This window comes from Mycobacterium shunyiense (assembly GCF_058270035.1).
Window position 1 is genome coordinate 376,772 of record NZ_JBZDPT010000001.1, and the last position, 24,814, is coordinate 401,585.

Sequence of the window (24,814 nt, forward strand, 5' to 3'; positions counted from 1 at the left end):
CATGGCAGCGAACGAGACTCGGCCCAAGGCCGAGGAGATCGTGCTCTACGAAAAGGATCCGAAGACCAAGATCGCGACGATCACTCTCGACCGCGCCGATGAACTCAATGCGATGACGACCGACGCCCAACAACGCTTCGCCGACCTGGTCCATCGCGCCAGCGTCGACGACGATGTGAAGGTACTGGTCATCCGGGCCAACGGACCAGATCTGGGCAGCGGAGCAGACCTTCCAGAGTTGTTGGACATCATGGCCGACCGGGGTGACGTCACGATGAACCACACTGTCCGCGTTCCCGACGACGCTGACGTGGTGTATCCGCCGCAGGGTTCCTACCGTCATCGTGCAACGCATGTGCAGTTCTATACCGATCCTTCGGCAGGTATGCGTTGTCTTCAGGACTTCAAGAAGATCAGCATTCTCGAGGTTCGCGGGTACTGCTACGGCTGGCACTTCTATCAGGCGGCGGATGCCGACATCGTGGTTGCGTCCGAGGACTCGCTGTTCGGCCATGCCGCATGGCGCTACGCCGGATTCGCTGCCAGACAATGGCAGTGGTGCACGACAATGGGCGTACGCAAGTTTATGGAGATGGTGTTCACTGGTCGTCCTTTCACCGCCAAGGAAATGTACGACTGCGACTTCGTCAATGCGGTGGTGCCATTCGACGAGTTGGAAGCAATGACGGACAAGTACGCGTTAGCGTGCTCGCGGACGAGGCCCACAGACACTGTCTTCGTTCAGAAGACGTTCTTCGAGATCTTCAAGCAACACCAGGGCGAGTACATGGGCAGCATCCTCTCGGGGCTGTTGGAGTCGACCCTCGACCAGTTGCAGCCCGATCCCACCTCGTTTGAGCTCGACGAGAAGACGCGTGATCGCGGCTTGACGAATGCGGTTCGTGACAACGATGAACAGTTTCCGCCCGACTGGCGTCTGAGCCGGCGGGGTCGGGCGGGCGGCTAGCCCGTCGCAATACCAACGAAGGGATGACCAATGCTGGTTCTGGCCAACGCCAAGGTTTTTGATGGCCGCACGATGCTTCCCGGCACTCACACGGTGACCGTTGAGGGGACTCAGATCGTCGCCATCAATCCGGATTCGGGAACTGTGCCTGTTGGTGCCGTTGATGTCGCAGGAATGACGCTGATGCCGGGTCTGATCACGTCTCACCTACATCCGGACTTCTACAAGTTCAGCATCGCGATCGCCGCCACCGAGCGACCGGGCAAGGAGCTTCCGCCCGGGGTCATGATGGCGATCGGAGTGCGGACCTGCCGCGTGTTGCTGGAAAGCGGGTTCACCGGTTACTCGGGCGCGTCGTGTGCGCACGATATCGATGCGCAACTCAAGATGGCGATCGCCGACGGCATCATCCCGGGCCCCCGGATTCGTGCCTGCGGACACCATCTCGGTACCACCGGCGATATGAACAACAGCGGACGTTGGTGGAAGCGCTACGAGACGCCAGGAACTGATGTCTGCGCTGACGGTCCGGATGCCATGCGCGCTTTGGTCCGTGAAGAGATCAACCGCGGTGTCCAGACGATCAAAATCTTCGCCAGCGCCGGCCATGGCCAGCTCCACCGCACGACACGCAACATGTCTCGTGACGAGATCGCGGCGATCATCAACACCGCACATGAGCGGGGCGCGAAGGTGCGTGCCCACGTCTCTGACAAGGCGATGATGATGGAATGCATCGAGCTCGGTCTAGATCTGATCGACCACGGTGATGAAATCGATGACGAAGTCATCGGGGCGATGGCGGAGGCCGGAACGTTCTGGGTCCCGAGCCTCATCTATCCGTGGAGTCTGCTCGAACTCGGTTACGCCGCCGAATTCGGTGTGACGCGAGAGCAATACGACCATACGCGAGCGATATTGCCGGTCGCGCAAGCGGCAGGGGTCCGGATATTGATAGGCGACGACTACAGCGGCATATTCCGCGATCTGATCGATGACGATCCATTGGACCACCAGGTCGGAAACTATGGTCGGGAATTCGCCTACTACGGTGCTATCGAGGGGCTTTCACCCGCCGATGTGCTCAGTTGGGGCACCCGCAACGCCGGCGAGTTCCTGGCCGATGAACCGGAACAGGTCGGTGTCATCGATCCCGGCGCGGCGGCAGATCTGATCATCGTCGAAGGGGATCCTCTGGCCGATCTCTCGCTACTTTCGCGCCCCACCGAGTCGCTCAAGGCCGTGATCCGAGACGGCGAATTCGTCATCGACCGGATGGAAGCCATTACAACCGAGGCGGATTCAGAACGCAGTGTGATGCATCGTGAGCTTGTTCTGCGATAGCGGACACAGCTGCGGCAATTACAACAGATGAGGAGCGATGACAATCAAGGCGCAACGTGGTGTCGCACTGGTGACTGGTGCGAGCTCTGGTATCGGGCTCGCTGCGGCACGCGAATTCCTCCGACGCGGCTACACGACGGCGCTCGTGGACGTGGACAAGGAAGCTGGTCCTGAGGCCGAGGCCGAGCTTCGTGAGTCCGGCGAATGCGCCTTCTTCCATTGCGATGTCACCGACGACGCGGCCGTGAAGGAGACCGTCTCGCTCATCCTGCAACGTTACGGGCGCCTCAATGCCGCGTTCAACGCGGCCGGTATAGACGGCGATCACGGCAAAAACACGGCGGAGGGCAGTCTGGAGAACTGGAACCGGGTGATCGCTGTAGATTTGACGGGCACGTGGTCCTCGATGCGCTACGAGATCCCCGCGATCATCGAATCTGGCGGTGGCTCGATCGTGAACTGCGCGTCGGTCGCGGGACTGCGTGCCGCTCCCACAGTGTCCGCGTATACGGCGGCGAAACACGGCGTCATCGGGCTGACCCGAGTGGCTGCGGCCGAATACGGCCGACAAGGCTTGCGGATCAACGCCGTATGTCCTGGCACCGTTGACACACCTATGTTCCGGCGGTCAATGTCAGCCGAGATCATCGAGCAGCTCGTCTCGGCCAGCCCAGTCGGCCGGGTAGCCCAGCCAAGCGAGATCGCGGCTGTCGCGGTCTGGCTGTGCGACGAGGCGCCGGGATTTCTTACCGGGGAGACGATCGCCGTAGACGGCGGTTTCTGCGCCTAAATGCGTTGCCCTGTGTCCGTCAAATGATCCGAAGGAGAACGATGCCGCCGAGTCCCGCTCCGTCGCTGTCCCGCATAGCGCCCGTCGGCGTAGAAGCCCTTACCGACGAGCAGAGATCGAAGATGGGAGGCTGGGATGCGCTGCACTTCAACCGCGTCATGATGCGCAGCCCGGAGCTATTTGATGTCATCCTGCCGCTGATCACCAAAGTGGTAGCCAATTCCGAACTTCCGTCACATGATCGACAGGTGCTGATCTTGCGGACATGCGCGCTCACCGGCGAGGTGTATGAGGCCACGCACCATGTGTTGATCTCGCACGCTGCCGGGCTCTCGGACGATGACATCGCGGCTGCCAGCACGGGTGTGGGCCTGTCACCGTTTCACCAGGTGCTTGCTGGTGCCGCAGAAGAACTCGTCAACGACTTCGTCGTCAGCGACGAAACGTGGATTGCCTTGGCGGACCGATACTCTGCGACCCAACTGATGGAAGTTGTCGCGCTGGTCGCCTCCTACACCACTATGGCGATGCTCACCAGAGCGCTCGGTATTCAACTGGAAGACGATGAGACCATGAGGAGTTTCATCGCGTTGCGACAGTACGTGTGAATGTCGAGCGAGCAAATCGCGGAAGCGGCGGGAGGTCACGCGGTGCTGACATTAACCGGAAAAGTCGCCATCGTCACTGGTGGAGCACAAGGGATGGGCGCCGAGCATGCACGAACTTTTGTCGAACTCGGCGCCCACGTCGCAATTGCTGATGTAGATCAGCAATTGGGAGTTGCCCTGGCAGACGAGCTTGGCGGCAGTGCGGCATTCTTCAATCTGGACGTTACGAGCCCAGACCAATGGGCTCAGGTGGTCGGCGGCGTTGCAGACAGATGGGGGCCGGCGAACGTGCTCGTCAACAATGCTGGAGTGCCGGGACCCGTTGTATCGACGGCGGACCTCGACGTTGACGACTACTTGAAGACTGTCTCTGTGGATCAACATGGTGTGTTCTTCGGGATGAGGGCGGTGCTACCTGGAATGGTTGATGCGGGCGGAGGTTCGATCATCAATATCGCTTCGGTGGCGGGGTTTGCCCACGTTCGCCATGTCCCGAACGCCGCATACACCGCCGCAAAGTTCGCCGTGCGCGGGCTCACTCGGGCGGCAGCAGTCGAATATAGCGGCCGAGGAGTTCGGGTGAACTGCGTTTTGCCGGGTCCGATAGCAACCCCCATGCTGGCCCGTGGATCAGCCACAGCGGCGGCGCTGAAGGCGGTCGAAGACTCCGTGGTGATGAAGCGATGCGGGCGGCCGCGGGAAGTGTCGAATATGGTCGCCTTTCTCGCCTCCGACGCGGCATCGTATATCTCCGGTGGGGACCATTTCGTCGATGGCGGTCAGGCCGCGGGTTGGTGAGCAGCCCTCGTCCAGATGTGCCGTCAGTCCGTCAGGCGGTGCGAGCAATCCGGACCGACTGTCGTCTATCTCGTTCAGACGCAATGAGATTAAACGAGTAGATGTCGATGTGATGGCGAGCGAACGTCCGTAGCTTTCGCGAGCAGCCAACGAATTCAGCATCAGACCACTCGGACATCGAGTGCAGTTGGGTGCAGATCTACGCCAAGAGCTCGTGGGTGCGACCGTGCCCAGAGCGGTGGCACGGCTCTTGTGATGACTGAAGTCCTCGCTGACTCCCCTCGGGCATGATCCGAAATCAGCTTGTGTTGAGCATGTTTCGAGCAGGTGCGACAGCCGGTCAAGGCCGGCGGTGGCGCGATGTCATCCCCTTCGGCTACCACTCGAAGTGCGTCTCCGCGTGCGGCTCACGCTGGCGCCGGAGCCAAATTGCGGCGCTGCAGCCAGGTCTCGCACCTCGGCTTCGCTGCGCAGTCGGGTGTACCTGTCGGGAACTTCCAACCCCTGTCGCGGTCCCCGCGGCGGGGCTGCTTTGCCACGACGGGCTAAAAGTAGAACACTGTTGCAAACGTAACCGGAGTGTGGTTAACATCACTCTTGTTCAAGTCGGAAGGCTCCGGCTGAAGCCCTCCGATTAGCCACTTCTGCGACATGTATGTCCATTTGGGCTGCGGTGGATTCGAACGAGAGGTTGCAATGTTCGACGAATGTCTGACACGTGAAAGTTCAGGCGCTGTGCCAGCCGGAAGGATCGGCGAGCCGCGACCAACCTGGATTTCGGAATTGGTTGCGCGCGTGAGTGCATCGGCCCCGGCGTGACGACTTCCCTGAGCGTTTTGCTCGTAGTCGACTCAGCGAACAGAAGTCGGCCGTGACCGCGACCGACGCTGTCGTTCGGCAGCCCATCACGGCGGGTGCACTCAAGCCGGTGAAGGGCGTGGGCGGGTTCTTCGCGATGACGCTTGACACCTTGATGGCCATTCCGCGTTCGCCATTCGCCTGGCGTGAGTTCTTCATCCAATCCTGGTTCGTGATGCGGGTCTCGACCGTCCCGGCGATCATGCTCGCTGTCCCGTTCATTGCCGAGACAAACTTCATGCTCAACCTGTTGCTGCAGTCCATCGGGGCTGCCGACTTGTCGGGCACAAGCGCCGCGATCGCCGTGGTGGCACAACTCGGTCCGCTCATCACTGCACTTGTCGTAGGCGGGGCCGCGGCCACCGCCATGTGTGCAGACCTGGGCGCCCGCACAATCCGAGAAGAGCTGGACGCGTTACGCGTAATGGGAGTGGACCCGATCCAATCGCTGGTGGTGCCCAGGGTGCTCGCGGCCACGGTGGCAGCGACATTTCTCTCAGCGGTCGTATCGACGACCGGTCTCACGGTCGCTTACTTCTTCTCCGTATACGTCCAGAACGTCACCCCCGGTGCATGGGCTAGCAGCCTTACCCTGATCGTCGGTCTGTCCGACGTTGTCATCGGAGTGGTCAAGGCCGCCCTGTTCGGTCTCGCCGGCAGCCTGATTGCTTGTTACCTGGGTATCAACGTCGGAGGCGGTCCCGCCGGCGTGGGTAATGCGGTAAATGAAACCGTCGTGTACACGTTTATGGCGCTCTTCGTCTTCAACGTGATCGTCACTGCCGTGGCGTTCAAGGTGGTTCCACAATGAGCCACAGCGCGCGTGTGGCCACGCATCATGATCGAATTATTCACCGCACCAAGAGGGTTCGCGATGCCTGGAACGCAGTTGGGCTTCAGGCGCAGTTTTTCGTCACTACGTTGAGATCCACCGGCGACGCACTCATGCGTTACCGCCTTGAGCTGTTACGAATCATCGCCCAAATGAGCTTCGGCACAGGCGCACTGATCCTCGTCGGCGGAACCGTCGTCATCATCAGCTTCCTGACGACATTCACCGGTTCTCTCGTGGCCGTCCAGGGCTACCACTCGCTGTCGGGTATCGGAGTGGAAGCGTTGACTGGATTCGTCTCGGCTTTCGCCAATCCTCGGCTGGGCGCGCCCTTCATTTCCAGCGTGGGTCTGACGGCGACCATCGGTGCCGGCGCCACCGCGCAAATAGGCGCGATGCGGATCAACGAAGAGATCGATGCGCTGGAGGTAATGGGCGTGCGGTCGATCGCATATCTCGCCTCCACACGAGTGATCGCCGGAGTGATCGTGATCGTCCCGCTGTACTGTCTGGCCGCGCTGACACTGTTCATGGGTGCAAAGGTGACCACCGAAATGTATGGCCAATCTGAAGGCGTCTACAACCACTACTTCGAGACGTTCCTTGATCCGATCGACCTCGTCTATTCCTTCTTGATAGTGGTCTGCACCGGCACCGTTGTAATGCTCGTACACACCTACTACGGCTACAACGCCTCGGGCGGACCGGTGGGCGTCGGTGAGGCGGTCGGTCGCGCCGTACGCACGTCCCTGATCGTTGTCATGTTCGTCATCTTGTTCATCTCGCTGGCCATATACGGCCACACGGGCAACTTTCACCTTTCGGACTGAGACCATGGGACAGCAGAAACCCCGGATTCAGCCCGCCTGGTGGACGGCGATTCTAGTGCTGGCGGTCGTAGTTTTCGTCGTCGTGTGCTCCTTGTCGTTCAACAGATCATTCCGCAGCTATATCCCAGTCACCCTGACATCAGAGCGAACTGGCCTGATGATGGAGCCCGGTGGCAAGGTACGAATGCGCGGTATCGAGGTGGGCCTGGTTGGCGCGGTCAAGACAGATACGGACCACGTCAGCCTCGAACTCCAGATCGACCCCGATCAAGTCGAGTACATTCCGGCCAATGTCGATGCACAGATAAAAGCCACTACTGCGTTCGGCAACAAGTACGTCGATTTGATCTACCCAGCCGATGCCAGTCCCAGGCGACTGTCTGCCGGTGAGGTGCTGCGCTCGCGCAATGTCTCCACCGAGGTCAACACCGTATTCGAGAATCTCGTCGACCTTGTGCGACAAGTTGACCCGGCCAAACTGAATGCCGTTCTCACGGCGCTGGCCGAGGGCCTGCGAGGTCAGGGTGAAACCATGGGCGAAGCCATAACCTCTGCCAACGAGGTCTTGCTGGCACTGAATTCGCGCACCGACACCATTCGTCAGGATTGGCGGTCATTGGCCGCGTTCAGCGACACCTACGGCAATGCCGCTGGGAATCTACTCACCACGCTGAAGTCGTTCAGCGCCACCGGTACAACCATCACCGACCATGCAACAGCGTTGGACAACCTGCTGCTGAACGTGACCGGACTCGCGCAAACCGGGAACGATGTAATCGGCCCGAGCAAGGACAACCTCGTCAAGGCGATCAACATGCTGGAGCCAACAACAAATCTGTTGCTGAAGTACAACCCGGAGTACACCTGCCTTCTGGTGGGCTCCAAGTGGTATCTCGACAACATGGCCTACGACGCGGTGGGCGGCAACGGATACTCCGTAATCCTGGACACCGGACTGCTTCTGGGCAACGACCCGTACGTTTATCCGGACAATCTGCCCATCGTGGCCGCGAAAGGTGGTCCTGGTGGGAAACCCGGCTGCGGTTCCCTGCCAGATGTGACCAAGAACTTTCCGGTACGTGCCCTGGTCGTGAATACCGGATGGGGAACCGGCATGGATATTCGTCCCAACCCGGGGCTGGGGCACCCTTGTTGGAACAACTTCTTCCCGGTTACCCGAGCCGTTCCCGAACCGCCGGCGGTGCGGTGCGCAGGACCGCCCTCCCCGGGTTTGGCGATTCCGCCACCGGGTCCGCTACCACTCCCGCCCGTTCCGCCACCCAACCCTCTGAACGCACAGGCGGGCCTATCACCACCCCCGCTCCCTGAGACCCCTCCAGGGGCGCCGCCACCCTGAGCGGACCAACGACCTGCGATGAAGGAGCAAAAGTGATGAAAGCCCATTTGTCAGGCACACTTTGGCGATTGGCCTTGGTCTGGAGTATTTGTCTGGCTCTGCTATTCGGGCTCGTCGCGGTGTTCGGCGAGCTTCGATTCGAGAAAGAGCCCAGCTACACAGCAGATTTCATCAACGGTAGCGGACTCGAGAGTGGGAACTTCGTCCGTATCGCAGGCGTCGAGGTCGGCAAGGTCACCCACGTCGCCGTCAGGGACGACGCGACGGTCGAAGTCAAATTCACCGCCGACACGCCTGTGACCATCACGGAGGGGACACGGGCCGTTATTCGCTACGAAAACCTCGTGGGTGATCGGTATTTGGCGCTGGAGCGGGGACCCGGCGATCTCAAACCACTTCGTCCCGGCGAACCCATTCCCGTGACACGTACCCAACCGGCGCTCGACGTGGAAGCGGTCATTGGCGGTCTGCGCCCGTTGTTTCGCGCTCTCGATCCCAACCAGGTCAATGCGTTGACCGGCCAACTGATTCAAGTCCTGCAGGGCCAAGGCGAGTTGATCGGGTCGTTCCTTGCTCAGACCGCGGCGGCCACCAGCACGCTCGCAGACCGCGATCGACTGATCGGTGAAGTCATCACCAACCTCAGCACCGTGTTGGGCTCCCTAGGTGATCAGAGCAGGCAATTCGACAAGGGAGTCGAATCTCTGGCGGAGCTGACGAAAGGTCTCGCGCAGCGCAGGACTGACATCGCCAACGGCATAGCGCATCTCGACTCGGCTGCCGCGTCGATTGCCGACCTCCTGACGCAAGCGCGAGGGCCATTGCAGAACACCGTGCGCCAGATCGACAGAACGGCCAGCATCGTGGTCGCAGACCACGACTACATGAACAACCTCTTGAAAACGCTGCCGGACAAGTACCAGCTGTTGGCGCGGCAGGGTCTTCACGGTGACTTCTTCAGCTTCTATCTCTGCGACCTGTTTCTCAAGCTCAACGGCAAGGGCGGCCAACCCGTTTACGTCAAGCTCGCGGGCCAAAGCAATGGGAGGTGTACGCCGAAGTGAAGAGCTTCTCCGAACGCAATCCCATCACCGTCGGCGGTATCGGTATCGCTGTGACTGCTGCTGTCCTCGCGGCTGCGCTGAACTACGACCAGCTCCCGTTCGTTTCTACGGACAACACCTACAGCGCCTACTTCTCTGATGCAGCGGGATTGAAAGACGACGCACTGGTCCAGGTTTCGGGGGTCAAAGCAGGTCAGGTCGTGGGCGTCAGACTTGAGGGCGACAAAGTGCTGGTGCAGTTCAGGGTCTCCGACAGCATACGGCTCGGAGAGCGCAGCGAGGCAGCCATCAAGAACGAGACGCTGCTTGGAACCAAAGTCGTACAGGTGACGCCGAAGGGAACCGGTCGACTGACACAGACAATTCCGATAGATCGGACTATCTCACCGTATCAATTGCCGGATGCACTGGGTGACCTGACCGCCACGATCAGTGGACTAGACACTCCACAACTGTCTGGCTCGCTGGATACCCTGGCCCAAACCTTCCAGGACACCCCTGACAGTCTCCGAATCGCTGTTCAAGGCGTTGCACGCCTTTCCAAGACTCTCAACAACCGCGACGAGCAGCTCAGGAATCTGCTTACCAACGCTAACAAGGTCACAGGCGTTCTCGCGGAACGTAGCGATCAAGTTGTCAGCTTGGTTGCCGACACCAACGCAATGTTGGCGGAACTTCGCACGCAAAGCGTTGCACTGGACCGGATCTCGAACAATCTGACCTCACTGGGCAGTCAGGTTTCGGGACTCGTCGCAGAAAACAAAGCACAGCTTCGACCCGCGCTGGAACGGCTCAACGGCGTTCTGGCAATCGTCGACAATCACAAACAAGAGGTCCAGAAGTCGATCAAGCTGCTCAATAGCTATGCGATGTCGCTGGGGGAGTCGGTCTCCTCGGGCCCGTTCTTTCATGCCTACCTTTCGAATCTGATCCCAGGCCAGTTCCTGCAACCGTTCATCGACGCGGCATTCTCCGACCTCGGCCTCGATCCGCATGTCCTGTTGCCATCCGAACGGATCGATCCACCGGTCGGGCAGCCGGCGACACCGCCCCTACCCGTTCCCTTCCCCCGTACCGGACAGGGTGGCGAACCGCACCTGACGCTGCCGGACGCGATCACGGGCAACCCACAGGATCCTCGCTACCCGTATCGCGAGCCCCAACCCGCGCCACCACCCGGCGGGCCACCACCCGGTCCACCAGCCCCGGCTGAGCGATACGTTCCCGAGCCGACTCCCTCGCCCGTGTACGAGACCCCACCGAATGAGCCTCCGACTCCGAAACCCCTATCGCCGGACCTTCCGCCCGCACCAGCCCAACCGGAGCCCAGCCGATGACGTTCTCGCGCACGAGCAAAGCGTTGTTGGCAACGGTCCAGGTGCTGTGTCTGGCCGCGGGAGTCGGACTGGTCGCGGGTTCCAGAACCGGTGTCCTCACCACCAGGGTGGTCGCCTACTTCGAGAACAGCAACGGCATCTTCGAAGGCGATGACATCATGATTCTGGGAGTTCGCATCGGCAAGATCGACAAGATCGAGCCCCAGGCATCACAAGTGAAGGTCAGCTTCTCCTTCGACGATACGTACAAAGTGCCCGCCGATGCAAAGGCGGCGATTATTTCCCCGACGCTGGTCACAGCGCGCGCAATTCAACTCACACCGGCCTACACCGGTGGTCCCGTGTTGGCGGATGGTGCGGTGATCCCGCTCGAGCGCACCGCAGTTCCGGTCGAGTTCGATGACCTGCGTGCGCAACTGAAGAAGCTCACTGAGCTACTGCAGCCCACCGAGCCAGGCGGCGTGAGCACGTTGGGAGCATTCGTCCGGACCACCGCCGACAACATCCGCGGCCAGGGTCCGAACATCCGAGAAGCGATAACCCAACTGGCCCAGGCGATCTCCATCCTGTCCGACCACCGCACAGATATCTTCGGCACCGTGAAGAACCTGTCCGTCCTGGTGTCGGCACTGCAATCCAGTGCCGAGTTGCTCCGGCAGCTGAACGGAAATCTGGCAGCGGTCACCGAACAGCTATCCAACGATCCCAACGAACTCGGCGGCGCCATAGCGAGTCTCGACGTGGCACTCACCGATGTGAAGTCTTTCCTGGCCGACAACCGTGACGCGCTCGGCACCACATCGGACAAGCTCACCTCGGTCACCCAGGCCGTCGTCGAAAGCCTCGACGACGTCAAACAGACCCTCCACGTCGCGCCTACCGCGTTCAACAACTTCATCAACATCTACGAGCCGGCCACCGCCTCGTTGACCGGAGACCTCCCGTTGAACAACTTCTCTGACCCCATCACGTTCCTCTGCGGCGCAGTGCAGGCGGCGTCACGTCTGAACAACGAGCAGTCAGCGAAGCTGTGTGTGCAGTACCTCGCCCCGATCGTCAAGAACCGACAATGGAATGTTCCACCGCTCGGCGAGAACTTCTTCGTCGGAGCGCAGGCCCGGCCCAACGAAGTGACATTCAGCGAAGACTGGCTACGCCCCCTGACCGAAGCCGGCCGAATCCGCGACGCCTACGAAGGCCCATTGCACGGACAAGAAACAACAGCAGGACCGCCCCCGGCCGCCCCACCACTGCCATCGGAGCCCACGGACGAACTCCGTCCTGCCGAAGCAGCCACCCCCATCGACCCGGCGGCGGGACTGCCGGGGCTGATGATCCCGGCCGGAGTCGGATCGTGAGCCATCTGCCTGCGCGGGCAACCGCAGTCCTCGTCCTTGCTGCGCTGGTAGTCGCCACGCTGGCAGGGTGCACCTGGCGAGGCGTGAACTCACTGCCCCTTCCCGGCACGGCGGGCGGCGGGCCCGGATCGTTCACGATTCAAGCGCAGATGCGCGATGTGGGCAGCCTCAAGGAGAACTCCCGTGTCCGGATCGGCGACGCCATGGTGGGCACCATCACCAGAATCGAGCCCCAGGATTGGCACGCTCTGGTCACGATGCGGCTTTCCGGTGACGTCGAGCTGCCCGCCAACGCCACGGCGACGCTGGGCCAGACAACGCTGTTGGGCTCGATGCACGTCGAACTGGCACCGCCGACGAACGAGCCGCCCGCCGGGCACCTGCACGCCGGCTCACTCATCCCAATCGCATCGTCGGGCGCCTATCCCTCAACCGAACAGACTTTGGCCTCGGTTGCGCTGCTACTGAACGGGGGAGGCATCGGACAGGCCCAGGACATCAGCCGCGCGTTGACTACAGCATTCTCCGGACGTGAGCAACAAATTCGCAGCCTGATCGAACAGTTGGAGCGCTTCTTCACCGACATCAACGATCAGACCGGCGATATCATCGCCGCCACCGAGAGCCTCAACAACCTCGCCGGTCAGTTCGCCGCGCAAAAGCCAGTCGTAGACGAGGCGCTGAAGACCATCCCTGAGGCACTCGCAACGTTAAAAGACGACCGCGCTCAACTGACGGAATCCGTTGACCGCCTTGGCGAATTCAGCGCGCTCACCGCCGAGACCATCAATCAAACCAAAGGCAGTGTCATAGCCGAACTCAACCAACTTGGACCAGTGTTGGAGTCCCTGGCAAATGCCGGCCCTGCCCTCACTCGCTCGCTGAGCCTGTTGGCCACCTACCCGTGGCCAAACGAAACTCTGCAGAACTGGGTTCGAGGCGACTACGCCAACCTCACCGCCGTATTCGACCTCACACTCAGCCGCCTCGATCAGGGCATCTTCACCGGCACTCGATGGGAAGGCAACTTAACCGAACTGGAGATGCAGTGGGGCCGCACCATCGGACAACTCCCAAGTCCCTACTCCGCTGGGAACCCGTTGACCGTACCGTACCGCTGGGACCAAGGACCGTAACGTGCTGAGCAGGACAGTGAAGATACAGCTCATTGCTTTTGCCGCCGTGGCAATCATCGCCATCGCGAGTCTGGGCATCGGGTTCATGGATGTCCCCGGCCGATGGCTCGGTATCGGACGATACGACGTCACAGTCGAACTGCCCGAGTCCGGGTTGCTATACGAAGGTGCGAACGTCACCTACCGCGGCACCAAAGTGGGCCAGGTTGACGCCGTCAGATTGACCAGAAGCGGTGTCGAAGCCCACCTTTCATTGGAAACTGATCGGCCGGTTCCGTCAGATCTCGACGCCGAGGTACACAGCCAGACTGCGATCGGGGAGCAATACCTGGCGTTACTGCCACGCAACGCGGGATCTCCGGCCCTGAAAGACGGTCAAGTCATTCCGCTCAGCCGAACATCGGTTCCCCCCGACATCGGCGGCCTTCTCGACGCCATCAACAGGGGAGTGCAGGCGATCCCCAAGGATGACCTCAAGACCGTCATCGATGAGAGCTACACCGCATTCGGTGGGCTCGGGCCCGAGATATCGCGCATTGTGAGGGGTGGCTCGGCGCTGGCCATCGACGCCAGAAGGGATCTCGACCAGCTCACCAACCTCATTGATGGCGCCACGCCGGTACTGGACAGTCAAAGTGACACCTCGGATGCGGTCCAGGCGTGGGCAGCGCACCTGTCCAACATCACCGAGCAGGTACACGGTCAGGACGGCGCACTCGCCCGCGTACTCGACAATGGTGGGCCCGCCGCAGACGAGGCGCGACAACTCCTCGAGCGAGTCAAGCCGACATTGCCGATTCTGCTGGCGAACTTGGTCAGTGTCGACGAGGTGGCCATGGCATATCAGCCGGCCATCGAGCAGTTGCTGGTCTTGATCCCGCAGGGCGTCAACATATTACAGGGCTTCGGCATAGCCAATCTGAACACAAAGCAGGATGTGCGCGGCCTCAACATGGCATTCAACCTCAACATGAACATGCCTCCGCCGTGCGCCACCGGATACCTTCCGGCACAGCAGCGGAGGCCCCAAACCTTCGAAGATGCCCCGGACCGCCCGGCCGGCGATATCTACTGCCGAATACCGCAGGACTCCCGTTACCGCAACGTGCGCGGAGCGCGGAATCTCCCATGTCTGACCGTTCCGGGAAAACGTGCACCGACGGTGAAAATGTGTGAAAGCAAGCAGAGTTACGTTCCCCTCAACGAAGGCGACAACTGGAAGGGTGACCCGAACGCGACATTGTCGGGACAAGACGTGCCCCAGCTGGCGCCGGGTGAGTCGCGCCCGGTGCTCCCACCATCAGCCCGCACACCCAGTCTCGCCCCGCCACCAGCTCCCGCAGTTGCTGCGGCGCAGTACGACCCGGCGACCGGAACATACCTGGGCCCAGACGGAAACGTCTATACCCAAACCGATCTGGCGAGAAGCACCCCGAAGGAGAAGTCGTGGCAATCGATGCTGCTGCCGCCGAGCGGCAACTAACAGCCCGAGCCGAGGGCGACCCGGCTGACGGCAAGAAAGATCTGCAACCCGCGTCCCGACGGCCAGGAGTGCCTGCGTTTCGGACAATCATCGCGGCCGGCCTCATCGCGGCATTGACAACTGCCGGGCTCGGCGGATGGGTCGCCTACCGCCTTCATCAAACTCAGCAGATAGAAGCGCGGCGCAGCCTCTTTTTGGAGGTCGGCCGCCAAAGTGCACTGAACCTGACCACGATCGACTTCGCAGATGTCGATGCGGACATTCAGCGCGTGGTGGACTCGGCAACCGGTGCTTTTCGCCAGGATTTCGAACAGCGCTCACCGCAACTCGCCGATTTCGTTCGGAAAGCGCAGTCCAAGACCGAGGGCAACGTCACTGAAGCCGGGATCGAATCCATCGACGGAGATTCAGCGACAGTGTTGGTCGCAGTGTCGGTAAAGGCTTCAGACCATGAAGCCCCAGACCAACCACTCCGTCTGTGGCGAATGCGAATAGACCTGCGCGAGGACGCCGGCAACGTGAAGGTCTCCAACGTGGGGTTCGTCGCGTGATGGGCACGAAACGTTCCAAAGAACGGTCAACCATGGGAACTGCGACTGACGTCGACGATGAGAACGCCACTGAGCTGGACACAGAACTCGATGGGGCTGTTGAGGAGAATGGGTGCGGCCGCCAAGAGCAGCAGCCCACGGACTCGGCGACCGATCAGGCAGAACCCGCAGCTGACCAACCGGCGAATTGTCCGTCGACACCAGGAATTCCATCGCGGCCGTTGAGAACCGCATTCGCGCTCCTGTCAGGCTCGGCGATGTTGCTGGCGGCCGCGGCCGGGTATCTGAAGTGGTACGACGAGTCCATCCGCGAGGCCCAATCCGCGCAGATGGAATCCGTGAAGGCGGCAACCGAAACCACTGTCAAGATGCTGTCGTACCGTCCCGACACCGTTGAGAACGACATTGCCGCTGCGCGAGATCAGCTGACCGGCGCATTCCGTGATTCCTATACGCAGCTCACCAATGACGTGGTGATTCCCGGTTCGAAAGAGAAGCACATCTCGGCGGTGGCAACCGTCGCAGCAGCATCATCGGTGTCGGCAAGCAGCGATCACGCGGTTGTGCTGGTTTTCATCAACCAATCCATCGTGGTCGGTGACGAACCGCCGTCGAACACGGCATCAAGTGCCAGAGTCACTTTGGACAAGGTCAATCAGCGTTGGCTCATGAGTGACCTCACACCGATCTAACCGAAAGGAATGAAATATGCCCGCCTATATCGTGCTCGACACACAAGATCCGCAACGCCTCGCGAAGTTCTACTGCGCGCTTCAAGATGTAGAGCCGATCGCCACCTACGGAGACGGAGACCAGTACACGGCCCTGGCGCCCAACCGCGAGGGTTTGATGTTGGTCTTCCAGCGCGTCCCAGAACCTAAGGCGGGGAAAAACCGAGCCCACTTCGACTTGGTCGTGAATGACCTTGAGGGACCTACCGCTCAAACCACGGAACTGGGAGGACGCTGGATCGAGCCCGGCAAGACACACGAACTCGCCGGATTCTCATGGCGATGCATGGCAGACCCCGAAGGCAACGAATTCTGCCTGTACTGGGCATCCGAGTCCGCTGAGACGCCGGTCCTGCCAAGCCATGGCAGCGACCAGTCCCGGTAGCGGCGACCGCACGCCGGATCGCAGCTCAATGCGTCGAGGCATTCGAAAGTTCACCGATCGGGCGGTGATACTGACCACGGCGTTCGGAATGTCGTGCACTTCGGCGCCGATGACACGGGCAGACGCCACTGCTTATCTGGTCAATGTGGCGGTGCGTCCGGGCTATAACTTCGCTGGACCCGCCGACGCGTTGGCATACGGACAAGGCATCTGCGACAAGCTCGTCGCAGGCCGCGGATACCCGCAACTCATCGCAGATGTGAAGGCGGACTTTGACAATCATGATGAGTACCAAGCTGCGTATCTGATCACTCAGGCGACTAACGAGCTCTGTCCGGCGTCAATCTGGCAACTACGAAACACCGCGGCGCACCATCGCGCGTCCGGGCCGTAACGAGACAACCAGGAGGCAACGATGCCGCCGAGATCGCGACGCTCTATGGCAAGTACTGCGGTGGTGCTCGCAGCGTTGACGACACTGACTATGCCTGCCGCGCAAGCTGATAACAAGCGGCTCAACGACAGTGTCGTGGCCAACGTGTACACAGTTCAGCATCAGGCCGGCTGCACCAACGACGTCAAGATCAATCCGCAACTGCAGTTCGCCGCCGAACGGCACGCCAAGGACCTGTTGAACACACGTGCGTTGGACGGCGACATCGGATCTGACGGCTCTACTGTGCAGGATCGGGCGGATGCCGCGGGATTTCCAGGCGCCGTCGCAGAGACCGTGGCGATCCACCCAGCTCTGGCCATCAGCGGCATCGAACTCATCAACCAGTGGTATTTCAACCCTGAGTACCGGGCGATCATGCAGGACTGTGCCCACACGGTTATGGGGGTGTGGTCGGAGAACAGCGTCGACCGCACGGTTGTGGTGGCGCTATATGGGACCCCGCATGGAACTTCCTGAAAAATAGAACATTGGGCTAAAAGTGCAACAGTGTTGTAGTACCGTTGCCATTGCGATGGTGATTCGAAGGTCAATCATGATGTCTGCGAGGCGAAATCCGTGGTAACCAGAGCTGTAACCGATGCTTGGTATGACCCCTACGACGTAGAGCTGAGCATCTCTCCGTATGAGATGTACGGCCGTCTCCGCGAGGAGGCACCGCTCTACTACAACAGCGAGTACGACTTCTACGCGCTGAGCCGGTTCGCCGATGTTGACAGTGCAGCAGTAGACGTCGAGACATTCAGCTCCGCCCGAGGTGACGTCTTGGAGACCGTCAAAGCCAACATCGATATCCCGCCGGGGTTCATGATCTTTGAAGATCCGCCGATTCACGACATCCACCGCAAGCTGCTGGCCCGGATGTTCACACCGCGCAAGATCAGCGCACTCGAGCCCAAGATTCGCGAATATTGCGCTGACTGTTTGGACCCCTTCGTCGGTAGCGATCGATTCGACTTCGTCGCAGACCTGGGTGCTCGGATGCCTATGCGGGTAATCGGCATGTTGTTGGGCATGCCCGACGAGCACCTCGACGAGGTCCGAGAACGTTGGGACGCCAACCTGCGCACCGAGGTCGGTAAACCCATGGAGGTCGCTCCCGAGAACATCGACGCGGGCGAGCTCTTTGCCGAGTATGTCGAGTGGCGAGTGGCGAATCCGTCCGACGACATCATCTCTGAACTGGCCAACGTCGAGTTCGTCGACCAGACCGGCACCACTCGCCGGCTGCTGCCTGACGAACTGCGTGCGTACGCGAGCCTGGTCGTTGGCGCAGGAAACGAAACGACAAACCGGTTAATCGGTTGGGCAGGCAAGGTATTGGCCGAACACCCAGAACAGCGCCGCCAGCTCGCCGAGGATCAATCGCTCATACCCAAAGCTATTGAGGAGGTAGTGCGCCTGGAGCCGTCCGGCCCGAACATGGCCCGGTACGTGACACGGGACGTCGAATACTACGGGCAGACGGTGCCCGAAGGCAGCGTAATGCTTTTAATGCTCGCTGCCGCCAATCGCGATCACCGTCAGTTCCCGCCGGACGGTGATGTTTTCGATATCCATCGGCGTTCCCCGCAGCATCTAGGGTTTGGCCGCGGCATCCACTATTGCCTCGGGTCAGCACTTGCCCGCCTTGAAGGAAGGATCGCACTGGAGGAAGTCCTGAAGCGTTTCCCGGAGTGGGATGTCGATATCACCAACGCCAGACTGACATCCACCTCGGCAGTGCGCGGCTGGGAATCCATGCCCGTCTTCCTGCGGTAGCGCCGAATGAGCTGAGCCATGGTCAGGTGCGGTACCACTGACCTAGAAGAACTGAGAATTTGAAGAGCTGTACGCAAGTTGTCCGCCAACGAAGAACAAGGAAAGGCAGAGTGTCGATGAGCGCCGAGGATGTTGTACGCGCAGAGATTGCTGCGTGGGCTACGAATGACGTCGACGAAGTGATGAGCCATTTCGCCGAAGATGCCACATTTGACATCGGTCCCGACTGGCCGAAAGTATCTGGACGTGAGGCGATCTACGACTTGATGAAGGTGTTCTTCGAGCGCGGAAAGGTCGTGGATCTCGAGATTCGTCATCTTGCTGTCGACGGGGATGTGGTTTTGATGGAGCGCTTCGATCACTGGATCATGGAAGGCACGTCGTTGATGTGGCCGGTAATGGGCGCCTATCAGGTCCGGGACGGCAAGGTAGTGGCTTGGCGGGAATACTTCTGGCGGGCGGATGGGGACCCTGGATTCGGTTCGGCCGGGGTGTCTTGAGACCGATGTGCAATGAGAGCCTCGCTCGGCATACCGAGCGAGGCTCTCATTTTGCGTTCAGCGTGGACATTCCGTATGTGCCGCTCCGATCATCGACTGCACGTCGTAGTAGTACACGCGGATCTCGGCAATCTTGCCCTCGGCCAATCGCGTCTCTTCGGCGAAGCGTGTGAACCCTCCGGTGTCATCGAGTGGATACCCACCGAAGGCGACTGCTCGGTCACCATCGACCAAGATGTCGTAGATCTTGAACTGAGTGACATCCGCGATCTGAGCCACGGCCGCGAAAACAGTGGCCAGTGCGTCTTTCCCGCGGTATTCACCTCCGAAGGGCAGGTGCGTCGGCTCGTAGGTGACGACGTCGTCCGCCAGGTAGTCCTTCATTGTCTCGATATCGCCGCGCGCTCCTGCTGAATAGAAGCGCTCGATGATTGAACGATTCAACTCTGTCACCGACTGAGTCTCGACCATGTTTTCGATGTGCTTCCTTCGGATCGCTCAGGTGAGCTTGTACAGGTTGATTGCGTTTTCGCTGAGGATCTTTCGGGCGTTCTCAGGCGATGTTGCAGCGACGACTTCGTTGATCGCGCTGGCGGAGTATCCGAATGTGCCTTCACTGTGCGGATAGTCCTGGGCCCACATGACTCGGTCGGCGCCTAGATAGTCCAGCAGCTTCAGTCCGATCGTGTCGGTCTGGAAGGTGGCGTACATGTTGTTCTGCCAGTAGTGGCTCGGGCGGTGTTTCATCGGCCAGCCGAACAGTTCGCGGTGCGCGCCGTAGGTGAGCTCGGCGTCTTGGAGTGCACCGGCGATCCAGTTGATGCCCCCTTCGGCAAACACGACCTGGAGGTTGGGATGACGGTCGAAGATGCCGCCGAAGATGAGGGAGCCGAAGGCGCGGCGGAAGGGCGCAGCCTGCATCAGGAAGAACGTTCCGAAGCCGCCTCGGCCGCCCGAGGATGGCACCTCGCCGATATGAAAATTGACCGGTAGGTTCGCCTCGGCGACGCATGCCCAGAAGCGGTCCATCTCCGGGCTGTCGTAATCGATGGCCTGGCCCTGGGCGTTCTTTCCCGGGCTGAACGGGAGCATGAAAGTTTTGAGACCGAGGTCGACAATCTGCTGGACGGCTTGTTCGGCATGGTCCGGGTCCCACCAGTTGCTGCAGATGCCGACTCCGTAGAAGCGACCGGGGTTCTTTTTGTCGAGTTCTGCGATGTACTCGTTGTACGTCCGGTACATCAGCTCTTGCATGTCTTGGTCCGGATAGCGGATGAAGGCCAGCAGGCTCTGCGGATAGACGATCTCCTTGTCGATGCCCTCCGCATCGAGATGGCGGTTGCGGACTCCAAACTCGAACCCGTCGTTGAGGACCGAGCGGGCCAGCGCCGTGTCCACGTCAGCGGACTCTGGATATGCCTGCATCGAGTCGGGGAAGCCGACGCGCCAGTAGCGGTCGAACCAGACGCGGGGGGCGGCCTCGCGACGGTCTGCGGGGAACCGCTCGTAGAAGATGTCCTCGGTGAGTTCGATGTGGTTGTCGGCAGACACCAGGACGAGGTCTTGCGACAGCTTCGCGGCCGCTCGGGGCTGGCCGGTCCGGTCGACGATCATGCCGGCTTCGGCGGTCAATGGGTTCTCGAATGTAAGGCGTTCGTCGAGCATGGCGACCTCTCCGTCGAATTAATTTGCAGGACAACGGACATCACGGTCCGTGGAAGCATTTCCAATCAGCACTCTGGTGGAGCTCTTGCGGCTCGCGACAATGTGATGCTAGCCACATCTCGTCCGCATTGCAACAGTGTTGTACTTTTTGTCGTGAAGTGGAAAGCGAGATCCGGTCTCAGTCGGATGTGCGCCGGAACAAGTTGATGCGCATAGGGGTTCGGCTAACCGCGTTCGGTAGCTACATACTCTCTGACGTTCCAATCGCGAGGATCGTGGGCCGCGACCGGCACGGCAGTGGTCGGCGTGCCGTCGATCACGTCAGTCCACCGCTCGGCGACCATCTCGATGGTCAACGGATTTGCCGTGAAGCCTCCCGTTTCGGCCAGGTATACCCGGTTCACCAGACCGCCAACCCCGTTGATGGTGTCGCCATTTGCCGAACAACTCTCGTGCGACAGGAACGCGGCGACGGGGGCGACCAACTCGGGTGGCAAGCTGGCCTGCGCCAACTGGTACATCGGCGAGCTCTTGTCCTGTTGGGCGGCGACCATGCGGGTGAAAGCACCCGGATTGAGGTTGTTGACCTTGATGCCGAATGCCTCGCCCTCGCCGGCGAGCGCGCGGGTGAACGAGAAAATGCCGCCTTTGCTGGCGCTGTAAGCCACGAGAAGGGGTGCGCCCGCGAACGCACCCGAGCTTGTGTTGACGATGCGTCCGTAACCGTTAGCCTTCATATGTGGCCACGCGGCACGACATGTCCAGATCGTGCCCATGAGATTGATATCAATGTGCTGCTGGATGTCGCGTGACGTCATCTCGTCGAATGCCGCGGCGATCGATATGCCAGCGTTGTTGACGAGCACATCGATTCGACCATATGCCTCGATCGCGGTTTGGATCAGCGCGGACGCGCCTTCCTCGGTCGCGATTGAATTACCATCTGCCACAGCGTTTCCGCCCGATCGGCGGATCTCATCGGCGACCTCCTCGGCCGACGCGGTTCCTGCATAACCCGGCGCTGCTGTGCGCCCGATGTCGTTGACGACGACATTTGCGCCGCGTTCGGCCAGCAGGAGCGCATGGGAACGGCCAAGGCTGGGGTTTCCGCCCGCGCCGGTGACCACCGCGGTGCGGCCATCGAACCGAAGTTCGGTCATGGAGTGCCTTTCTCGATTGGCTTGGTACGGGAGGCGACGGTCAATTTCTTTGTTGAGGAGGAAGCATGAGCGGGCCCTCGCTCAGGCCCCGCCGTTGTTGACGGGGTCAAAGACTGTCAAATTGGCAGGCGAGCGGTATCGGCCATCTTTGCCCCTGTTGACCAGCCCAAACTCTGTGAGGGTATTGAGCATTCGGGATGCGACGGTCCGATGCACCCCGACGTGATAGGCAACCTCTTGGATGGATAGTCCGTTCTGTGACGTTGCCACCAGTCGCAGCGTGGCCAGCCCGCGTACCAAAGTCAGCGACCCAGCCGTCATTGCCAGTGGCTATCTGTTGTTCGCACGGCTCTCTCCCTGGAGGCGAAGGGGCTGTCGCGCTCGGTCGCTTCGCCGCCGCGGGTACGGCGACCTGCGTGATGCGCTTCCTCCGCTGATGGACCCGACCTGTGATCATCGGGCTTGGACATTGTGATGCTAGCCACAAGCCTCCAAAAGTGCAACGGTGTTATACATTTAATCCACCGTTGTAAGAGGGGCTCCCTGCTCGCCGGGCTCAAGTGGCGCGGCGACCATCGCTGACAACGGCGTAGTATCCGTCCGCTGTGTTCGGCCGTCATCAGCTCCGAAGTCCCGTTCCACGACGCGTCCATCGCGGAAGCCCCGTGATCATTGCTCTTTTGTATGTGGCTTCCCGGATGTGAGAAGGTTTTTCAAGTGCCTGCGTGATCGAGGCGCCCACATTTGCTCGGTGCTCGCGACGGTGTCGACGCGTCTTCCCGCCGCGAGCAATGCCTGGATTTTGAATGCTCGGGCTGCAGGGCTCAGATGATGTGTGACTGTCCTCAGGGGCGCGCTGTCGGTGTCACGGATCGCTCCCCAGATGGTGATATCGGGATTGCCGCGGTCAAACGCTTCGCGTGCGTAATCGCGGGAGAGCCCTTCTCGGTGCACCGAACTCACCGCGATCAGTACCTCTAGGGGCGGTGTGGATTCCGATGGTGAGGTGATTGCCGTGAGGTGTATCGGGTTCGCGCCGAGAATGGTCAGCGGACGGTGGTCGCTATGTTGTGAAGTGACTACGACATCGACCGTCCAGCCGGCTGAAGCGCGGTCGAACATCCAGCCGCCGGCGAACCACAGGAGGTCATCGAGGTCCGTGGCAATAGCCAGGACCCGGTAAGGGCGATCAACTCTGTCCGAATCAATCGAAGTGTCGTGGCGAGGTTCGCTATTTCTTTGTAGCACATGAGGTTTCGATTCCCAGGTTTGGCCCCCAGGGAGGACGTTCATCGCGATATCCGAACAGGCACGTTGCTCCATCCGGCGACGCTTGTCATGTTCACTCGCCGAAGGCTGTCGTGGTCGACAGCGTAGTGCGGCATGAAGTCAAGTAGGTGATCTAGAGCGACTCGACTCTCCAAGCGCGCCAGCGCTGCGCCCAAGCAACTGTGTATGCCGTATCCAAACCCAAGGTTCTGCGCCTGGGTGCGGTCGCGGTGGATGTCGAATCGGTCTGGATCGTCGAAGGCGCGTTCATCTCGATTGGCGGCGGCTTCTATCAGGAGAACCGCCTTTCCCGCGGGGATCGTAACCCCGTGCAAATGGCAAGGTTTGAGCGTATAGCGGACGGCATACTGTGCGGGGGCCTCATATCGCAACAGTTCCTCGACAGCGGCCGGGATGAGGCTTCGATCGGAGCGCAGTTGTTGCCACTGGTCCTGATGCTGTTCGAATGTGACGATCGCGTTGCCGATGAGCTTGGTCACCGTCTCGGCACCCGCGCCCCCGAGTAGGGTTGCGAATCCCGCGATCTCGATATCGTCGAGACACGTTCGGCCGCCGTCATCACGTTCAACTTCGGCGGCTATCAATCCGCTGATCATGTCGTCGCACGGTTTGGCGCGTCGCTGCTGTATGAGTTGGTAATACATCATGCCGGTCTGAATACTCGCTTCACGGCCGGCTTCGCTCAAACCGATCTGGCCTTCTTCGCGCTCCAGAGTCTTATCCAGCCAGAGCCTGATCTGCTGTCTGTGCTCTTCAGGTACGCCCAGCATGGTGGCGATCACTTCGACTGGAAACAAGGCGGAAAAGTCCGCGACCACGTCGAAGTCATCGGGGTTCGCCTGCGTCAGATATTTGATGATCATGTTGCGGACGACAGGTTCCTGCGCTGTGATGGCCCGGGGTGTGAATACCTTGTTGACTAAGCCACGCATCCGACGGTGATCGGGCGGATCCATCATGATGATCAACGGGTCGTAGGTCTCGTCGGCGAGCACCTGATCGAGGGTTATTCCCTTGGCTGATGAGTAGGTTTCGAAGTCTTTGAATGCGGTCGCCACGTCGGTGTGTCTGGTAATGGCGTAGAAGTCGTACTGCTCGTTGTAGTAGACCGGCGCTTCATCACGCATGCGGCGGTATGTGTCATACGGGTTGGTGAAGTACTCCTCAGAGAACGGATCGAACACCAATGTCGAAGCGGTCATTGCTGCCTGGGCCTCCAGTCGTTGTAGCCGACTAGTATCGATATACTCATCGGTATCTGAGATACACGGTAGTATCTCTTCTGTTCTGCGACAACACTGTGGGCGGATGCCGACCTGTCCTTGCGCACGGGTTTCGACGAGTGCGGGGAGCCGGAAAGGATCCCCTGTTGTCCGCCGTACGGTTCAGCAAGCCCAACGCACCTCTGGAGATCTGATGGCTACCCCTACCGCGCCTACCGAGGCCGATCTGTATTACGACCCGTACAGCGTCGAGCTCAATATGGATCCCTATTCGGTGTTTGCCCGGATCAGGGAAGAGGCCCCGCTGTATTACAACGAGCAGCACGACTTCT

At 60.4% G+C, this 24,814-nt stretch carries 26 protein-coding genes and 1 pseudogene; 21 read left to right on the plus strand and 6 right to left on the minus strand.

Going from position 1 to position 24,814, the window contains the following annotated elements; genetic code table 11:
- Position 1: 1 nt before the first annotated feature.
- The 20 genes from AC4ELS_RS01900 (at position 2) to AC4ELS_RS01995 (ending at position 19,144) form a co-directional block, all read left to right on the plus strand.
- Entirely contained in the window at positions 2-967 is a 966-nt protein-coding gene (locus AC4ELS_RS01900; protein ID WP_499045506.1) for an enoyl-CoA hydratase/isomerase family protein, read from the plus strand.
- A 30-nt stretch (positions 968-997) separates the two neighbouring features.
- The gene (locus tag AC4ELS_RS01905; RefSeq protein ID WP_499045508.1) at positions 998-2,311 is read left to right on the plus strand and encodes an amidohydrolase family protein; all 1,314 of its coding nucleotides are present in this window, start codon (positions 998-1,000) and stop codon (positions 2,309-2,311) included.
- 37 nt (positions 2,312-2,348) lie between these two features.
- The gene (locus AC4ELS_RS01910; RefSeq protein WP_499045510.1) at positions 2,349-3,101 is read left to right on the plus strand and encodes an SDR family oxidoreductase; all 753 of its coding nucleotides are present in this window, start codon (positions 2,349-2,351) and stop codon (positions 3,099-3,101) included.
- Between the two features lie 41 nt (positions 3,102-3,142).
- Positions 3,143-3,709, plus strand: a complete 567-nt coding sequence (locus AC4ELS_RS01915; RefSeq protein ID WP_499045513.1) for a carboxymuconolactone decarboxylase family protein — start codon at positions 3,143-3,145, stop codon at positions 3,707-3,709.
- Positions 3,710-4,507: an SDR family NAD(P)-dependent oxidoreductase gene (locus AC4ELS_RS01920; protein ID WP_499045515.1), complete on the plus strand. Its 798-nt coding sequence runs from the start codon at positions 3,710-3,712 to the stop codon at positions 4,505-4,507.
- A gap of 955 nt (positions 4,508-5,462) precedes the next feature.
- Positions 5,463-6,176 carry an MlaE family ABC transporter permease gene (locus AC4ELS_RS01925; RefSeq protein ID WP_499045578.1) on the plus strand — a complete coding sequence of 238 codons (714 nt, stop codon included), beginning with the start codon at positions 5,463-5,465 and terminating at the stop codon, positions 6,174-6,176.
- Positions 6,173-7,027, plus strand: coding sequence for an ABC transporter permease (locus tag AC4ELS_RS01930; protein ID WP_499045518.1), 855 nt, complete (start codon positions 6,173-6,175; stop codon positions 7,025-7,027). The genes AC4ELS_RS01925 and AC4ELS_RS01930 overlap by 4 nt, the downstream gene beginning before the upstream one ends.
- A gap of 4 nt (positions 7,028-7,031) precedes the next feature.
- On the plus strand, positions 7,032-8,384 hold the full coding sequence (locus tag AC4ELS_RS01935; RefSeq protein ID WP_499045521.1) for an MCE family protein: 1,353 nt from the start codon (positions 7,032-7,034) through the stop codon (positions 8,382-8,384).
- Positions 8,385-8,419: 35 nt separating this feature from the next.
- The gene (locus tag AC4ELS_RS01940; RefSeq protein ID WP_499045523.1) at positions 8,420-9,448 is read left to right on the plus strand and encodes a virulence factor Mce family protein; all 1,029 of its coding nucleotides are present in this window, start codon (positions 8,420-8,422) and stop codon (positions 9,446-9,448) included.
- Positions 9,445-10,785: an MCE family protein gene (locus AC4ELS_RS01945; protein ID WP_499045581.1), complete on the plus strand. Its 1,341-nt coding sequence runs from the start codon at positions 9,445-9,447 to the stop codon at positions 10,783-10,785. The genes AC4ELS_RS01940 and AC4ELS_RS01945 overlap by 4 nt, the downstream gene beginning before the upstream one ends.
- Positions 10,782-12,143, plus strand: coding sequence for an MCE family protein (locus tag AC4ELS_RS01950; RefSeq protein WP_499045525.1), 1,362 nt, complete (start codon positions 10,782-10,784; stop codon positions 12,141-12,143). The genes AC4ELS_RS01945 and AC4ELS_RS01950 overlap by 4 nt, the downstream gene beginning before the upstream one ends.
- Complete coding sequence (locus AC4ELS_RS01955) at positions 12,140-13,279, plus strand: MCE family protein (RefSeq protein WP_499045528.1); 1,140 nt, start codon at positions 12,140-12,142, stop codon at positions 13,277-13,279. The genes AC4ELS_RS01950 and AC4ELS_RS01955 overlap by 4 nt, the downstream gene beginning before the upstream one ends.
- A gap of 1 nt (position 13,280) precedes the next feature.
- Positions 13,281-14,762, plus strand: a complete 1,482-nt coding sequence (locus AC4ELS_RS01960) for an MCE family protein (protein WP_499045530.1) — start codon at positions 13,281-13,283, stop codon at positions 14,760-14,762.
- Positions 14,726-15,313, plus strand: a complete 588-nt coding sequence (locus AC4ELS_RS01965) for an Rv1363c family protein (RefSeq protein WP_499045532.1) — start codon at positions 14,726-14,728, stop codon at positions 15,311-15,313. Before AC4ELS_RS01960 ends, AC4ELS_RS01965 begins: the two co-directional genes overlap by 37 nt.
- A 221-nt stretch (positions 15,314-15,534) precedes the next feature.
- Positions 15,535-16,005: an Rv1363c family protein gene (locus tag AC4ELS_RS01970; RefSeq protein WP_499045534.1), complete on the plus strand. Its 471-nt coding sequence runs from the start codon at positions 15,535-15,537 to the stop codon at positions 16,003-16,005.
- Positions 16,006-16,021: 16 nt separating this feature from the next.
- The gene (locus tag AC4ELS_RS01975) at positions 16,022-16,429 is read left to right on the plus strand and encodes a VOC family protein (protein WP_499045536.1); all 408 of its coding nucleotides are present in this window, start codon (positions 16,022-16,024) and stop codon (positions 16,427-16,429) included.
- Between the two features lie 88 nt (positions 16,430-16,517).
- Positions 16,518-16,823, plus strand: a complete 306-nt coding sequence (locus AC4ELS_RS01980; RefSeq protein WP_499045583.1) for a DUF732 domain-containing protein — start codon at positions 16,518-16,520, stop codon at positions 16,821-16,823.
- Between the two features lie 45 nt (positions 16,824-16,868).
- The gene (locus AC4ELS_RS01985; RefSeq protein ID WP_499045538.1) at positions 16,869-17,342 is read left to right on the plus strand and encodes a CAP domain-containing protein; all 474 of its coding nucleotides are present in this window, start codon (positions 16,869-16,871) and stop codon (positions 17,340-17,342) included.
- Between the two features lie 99 nt (positions 17,343-17,441).
- Positions 17,442-18,644 (plus strand): cytochrome P450, encoded by a 1,203-nt coding sequence (locus AC4ELS_RS01990; RefSeq protein WP_499045540.1) that lies wholly within the window; start codon positions 17,442-17,444, stop codon positions 18,642-18,644.
- 116 nt (positions 18,645-18,760) lie between these two features.
- The gene (locus AC4ELS_RS01995; RefSeq protein WP_499045542.1) at positions 18,761-19,144 is read left to right on the plus strand and encodes a limonene-1,2-epoxide hydrolase family protein; all 384 of its coding nucleotides are present in this window, start codon (positions 18,761-18,763) and stop codon (positions 19,142-19,144) included.
- A gap of 57 nt (positions 19,145-19,201) precedes the next feature.
- On the opposite strand, the gene AC4ELS_RS02000 is transcribed toward AC4ELS_RS01995, so the two are convergent.
- The 6 genes from AC4ELS_RS02000 to AC4ELS_RS02025 all read right to left on the minus strand — a co-directional run bounded on the left by AC4ELS_RS02000 (position 19,202) and on the right by AC4ELS_RS02025 (position 24,461).
- Positions 19,202-19,597: a nuclear transport factor 2 family protein gene (locus AC4ELS_RS02000; RefSeq protein WP_499045544.1), complete on the minus strand. Its 396-nt coding sequence runs from the start codon at positions 19,595-19,597 to the stop codon at positions 19,202-19,204.
- A gap of 45 nt (positions 19,598-19,642) precedes the next feature.
- Positions 19,643-20,809 carry an amidohydrolase family protein gene (locus AC4ELS_RS02005; protein ID WP_499045546.1) on the minus strand — a complete coding sequence of 389 codons (1,167 nt, stop codon included), beginning with the start codon at positions 20,807-20,809 and terminating at the stop codon, positions 19,643-19,645.
- 224 nt (positions 20,810-21,033) lie between these two features.
- Positions 21,034-21,969 (minus strand): SDR family NAD(P)-dependent oxidoreductase, encoded by a 936-nt coding sequence (locus AC4ELS_RS02010; protein WP_499045548.1) that lies wholly within the window; start codon positions 21,967-21,969, stop codon positions 21,034-21,036.
- Positions 21,970-22,050: 81 nt separating this feature from the next.
- Positions 22,051-22,290 (minus strand): helix-turn-helix domain-containing protein, encoded by a 240-nt coding sequence (locus tag AC4ELS_RS02015; protein ID WP_499045550.1) that lies wholly within the window; start codon positions 22,288-22,290, stop codon positions 22,051-22,053.
- A 348-nt stretch (positions 22,291-22,638) separates the two neighbouring features.
- Positions 22,639-23,292: a hypothetical protein gene (locus AC4ELS_RS02020; RefSeq protein ID WP_499045552.1), complete on the minus strand. Its 654-nt coding sequence runs from the start codon at positions 23,290-23,292 to the stop codon at positions 22,639-22,641.
- On the minus strand, positions 23,259-24,461 hold the full coding sequence (locus AC4ELS_RS02025) for a cytochrome P450 (RefSeq protein ID WP_499045554.1): 1,203 nt from the start codon (positions 24,459-24,461) through the stop codon (positions 23,259-23,261). The genes AC4ELS_RS02020 and AC4ELS_RS02025 overlap by 34 nt, the downstream gene beginning before the upstream one ends.
- A 214-nt stretch (positions 24,462-24,675) precedes the next feature.
- On the opposite strand from AC4ELS_RS02025, the pseudogene AC4ELS_RS02030 reads away from it, so the two are divergent.
- Positions 24,676-24,814: pseudogene (locus AC4ELS_RS02030) on the plus strand (cytochrome P450); the annotation flags it as partial.

Excerpts from the sequence above, each read along its gene's own strand:
- AC4ELS_RS02015 (WP_499045550.1), bottom strand. The coding sequence starts at position 22,290 with ATGACGGCTGGGTCGCTGACTTTGGTACGCGGGCTGGCCACGCTGCGA.
- AC4ELS_RS01920 (WP_499045515.1), top strand. The coding sequence starts at position 3,710 with ATGTCGAGCGAGCAAATCGCGGAAGCGGCGGGAGGTCACGCGGTGCTG.
- AC4ELS_RS01995 (WP_499045542.1), top strand. The coding sequence starts at position 18,761 with ATGAGCGCCGAGGATGTTGTACGCGCAGAGATTGCTGCGTGGGCTACG.
- AC4ELS_RS01975 (WP_499045536.1), top strand. The coding sequence starts at position 16,022 with ATGCCCGCCTATATCGTGCTCGACACACAAGATCCGCAACGCCTCGCG.
- AC4ELS_RS01950 (WP_499045525.1), top strand. The coding sequence starts at position 10,782 with ATGACGTTCTCGCGCACGAGCAAAGCGTTGTTGGCAACGGTCCAGGTG.
- AC4ELS_RS02005 (WP_499045546.1), bottom strand. The coding sequence starts at position 20,809 with ATGCTCGACGAACGCCTTACATTCGAGAACCCATTGACCGCCGAAGCC.
- AC4ELS_RS01905 (WP_499045508.1), top strand. The coding sequence starts at position 998 with ATGCTGGTTCTGGCCAACGCCAAGGTTTTTGATGGCCGCACGATGCTT.
- AC4ELS_RS01930 (WP_499045518.1), top strand. The coding sequence starts at position 6,173 with ATGAGCCACAGCGCGCGTGTGGCCACGCATCATGATCGAATTATTCAC.
- AC4ELS_RS01980 (WP_499045583.1), top strand. The coding sequence starts at position 16,518 with ATGTCGTGCACTTCGGCGCCGATGACACGGGCAGACGCCACTGCTTAT.
- AC4ELS_RS01910 (WP_499045510.1), top strand. The coding sequence starts at position 2,349 with ATGACAATCAAGGCGCAACGTGGTGTCGCACTGGTGACTGGTGCGAGC.
- AC4ELS_RS01935 (WP_499045521.1), top strand. The coding sequence starts at position 7,032 with ATGGGACAGCAGAAACCCCGGATTCAGCCCGCCTGGTGGACGGCGATT.
- AC4ELS_RS01900 (WP_499045506.1), top strand. The coding sequence starts at position 2 with ATGGCAGCGAACGAGACTCGGCCCAAGGCCGAGGAGATCGTGCTCTAC.
- AC4ELS_RS01940 (WP_499045523.1), top strand. The coding sequence starts at position 8,420 with ATGAAAGCCCATTTGTCAGGCACACTTTGGCGATTGGCCTTGGTCTGG.
- AC4ELS_RS02010 (WP_499045548.1), bottom strand. The coding sequence starts at position 21,969 with ATGACCGAACTTCGGTTCGATGGCCGCACCGCGGTGGTCACCGGCGCG.
- AC4ELS_RS01915 (WP_499045513.1), top strand. The coding sequence starts at position 3,143 with ATGCCGCCGAGTCCCGCTCCGTCGCTGTCCCGCATAGCGCCCGTCGGC.
- AC4ELS_RS01985 (WP_499045538.1), top strand. The coding sequence starts at position 16,869 with ATGGCAAGTACTGCGGTGGTGCTCGCAGCGTTGACGACACTGACTATG.
- AC4ELS_RS02025 (WP_499045554.1), bottom strand. The coding sequence starts at position 24,461 with ATGACCGCTTCGACATTGGTGTTCGATCCGTTCTCTGAGGAGTACTTC.
- AC4ELS_RS01925 (WP_499045578.1), top strand. The coding sequence starts at position 5,463 with ATGACGCTTGACACCTTGATGGCCATTCCGCGTTCGCCATTCGCCTGG.
- AC4ELS_RS02020 (WP_499045552.1), bottom strand. The coding sequence starts at position 23,292 with ATGGAGCAACGTGCCTGTTCGGATATCGCGATGAACGTCCTCCCTGGG.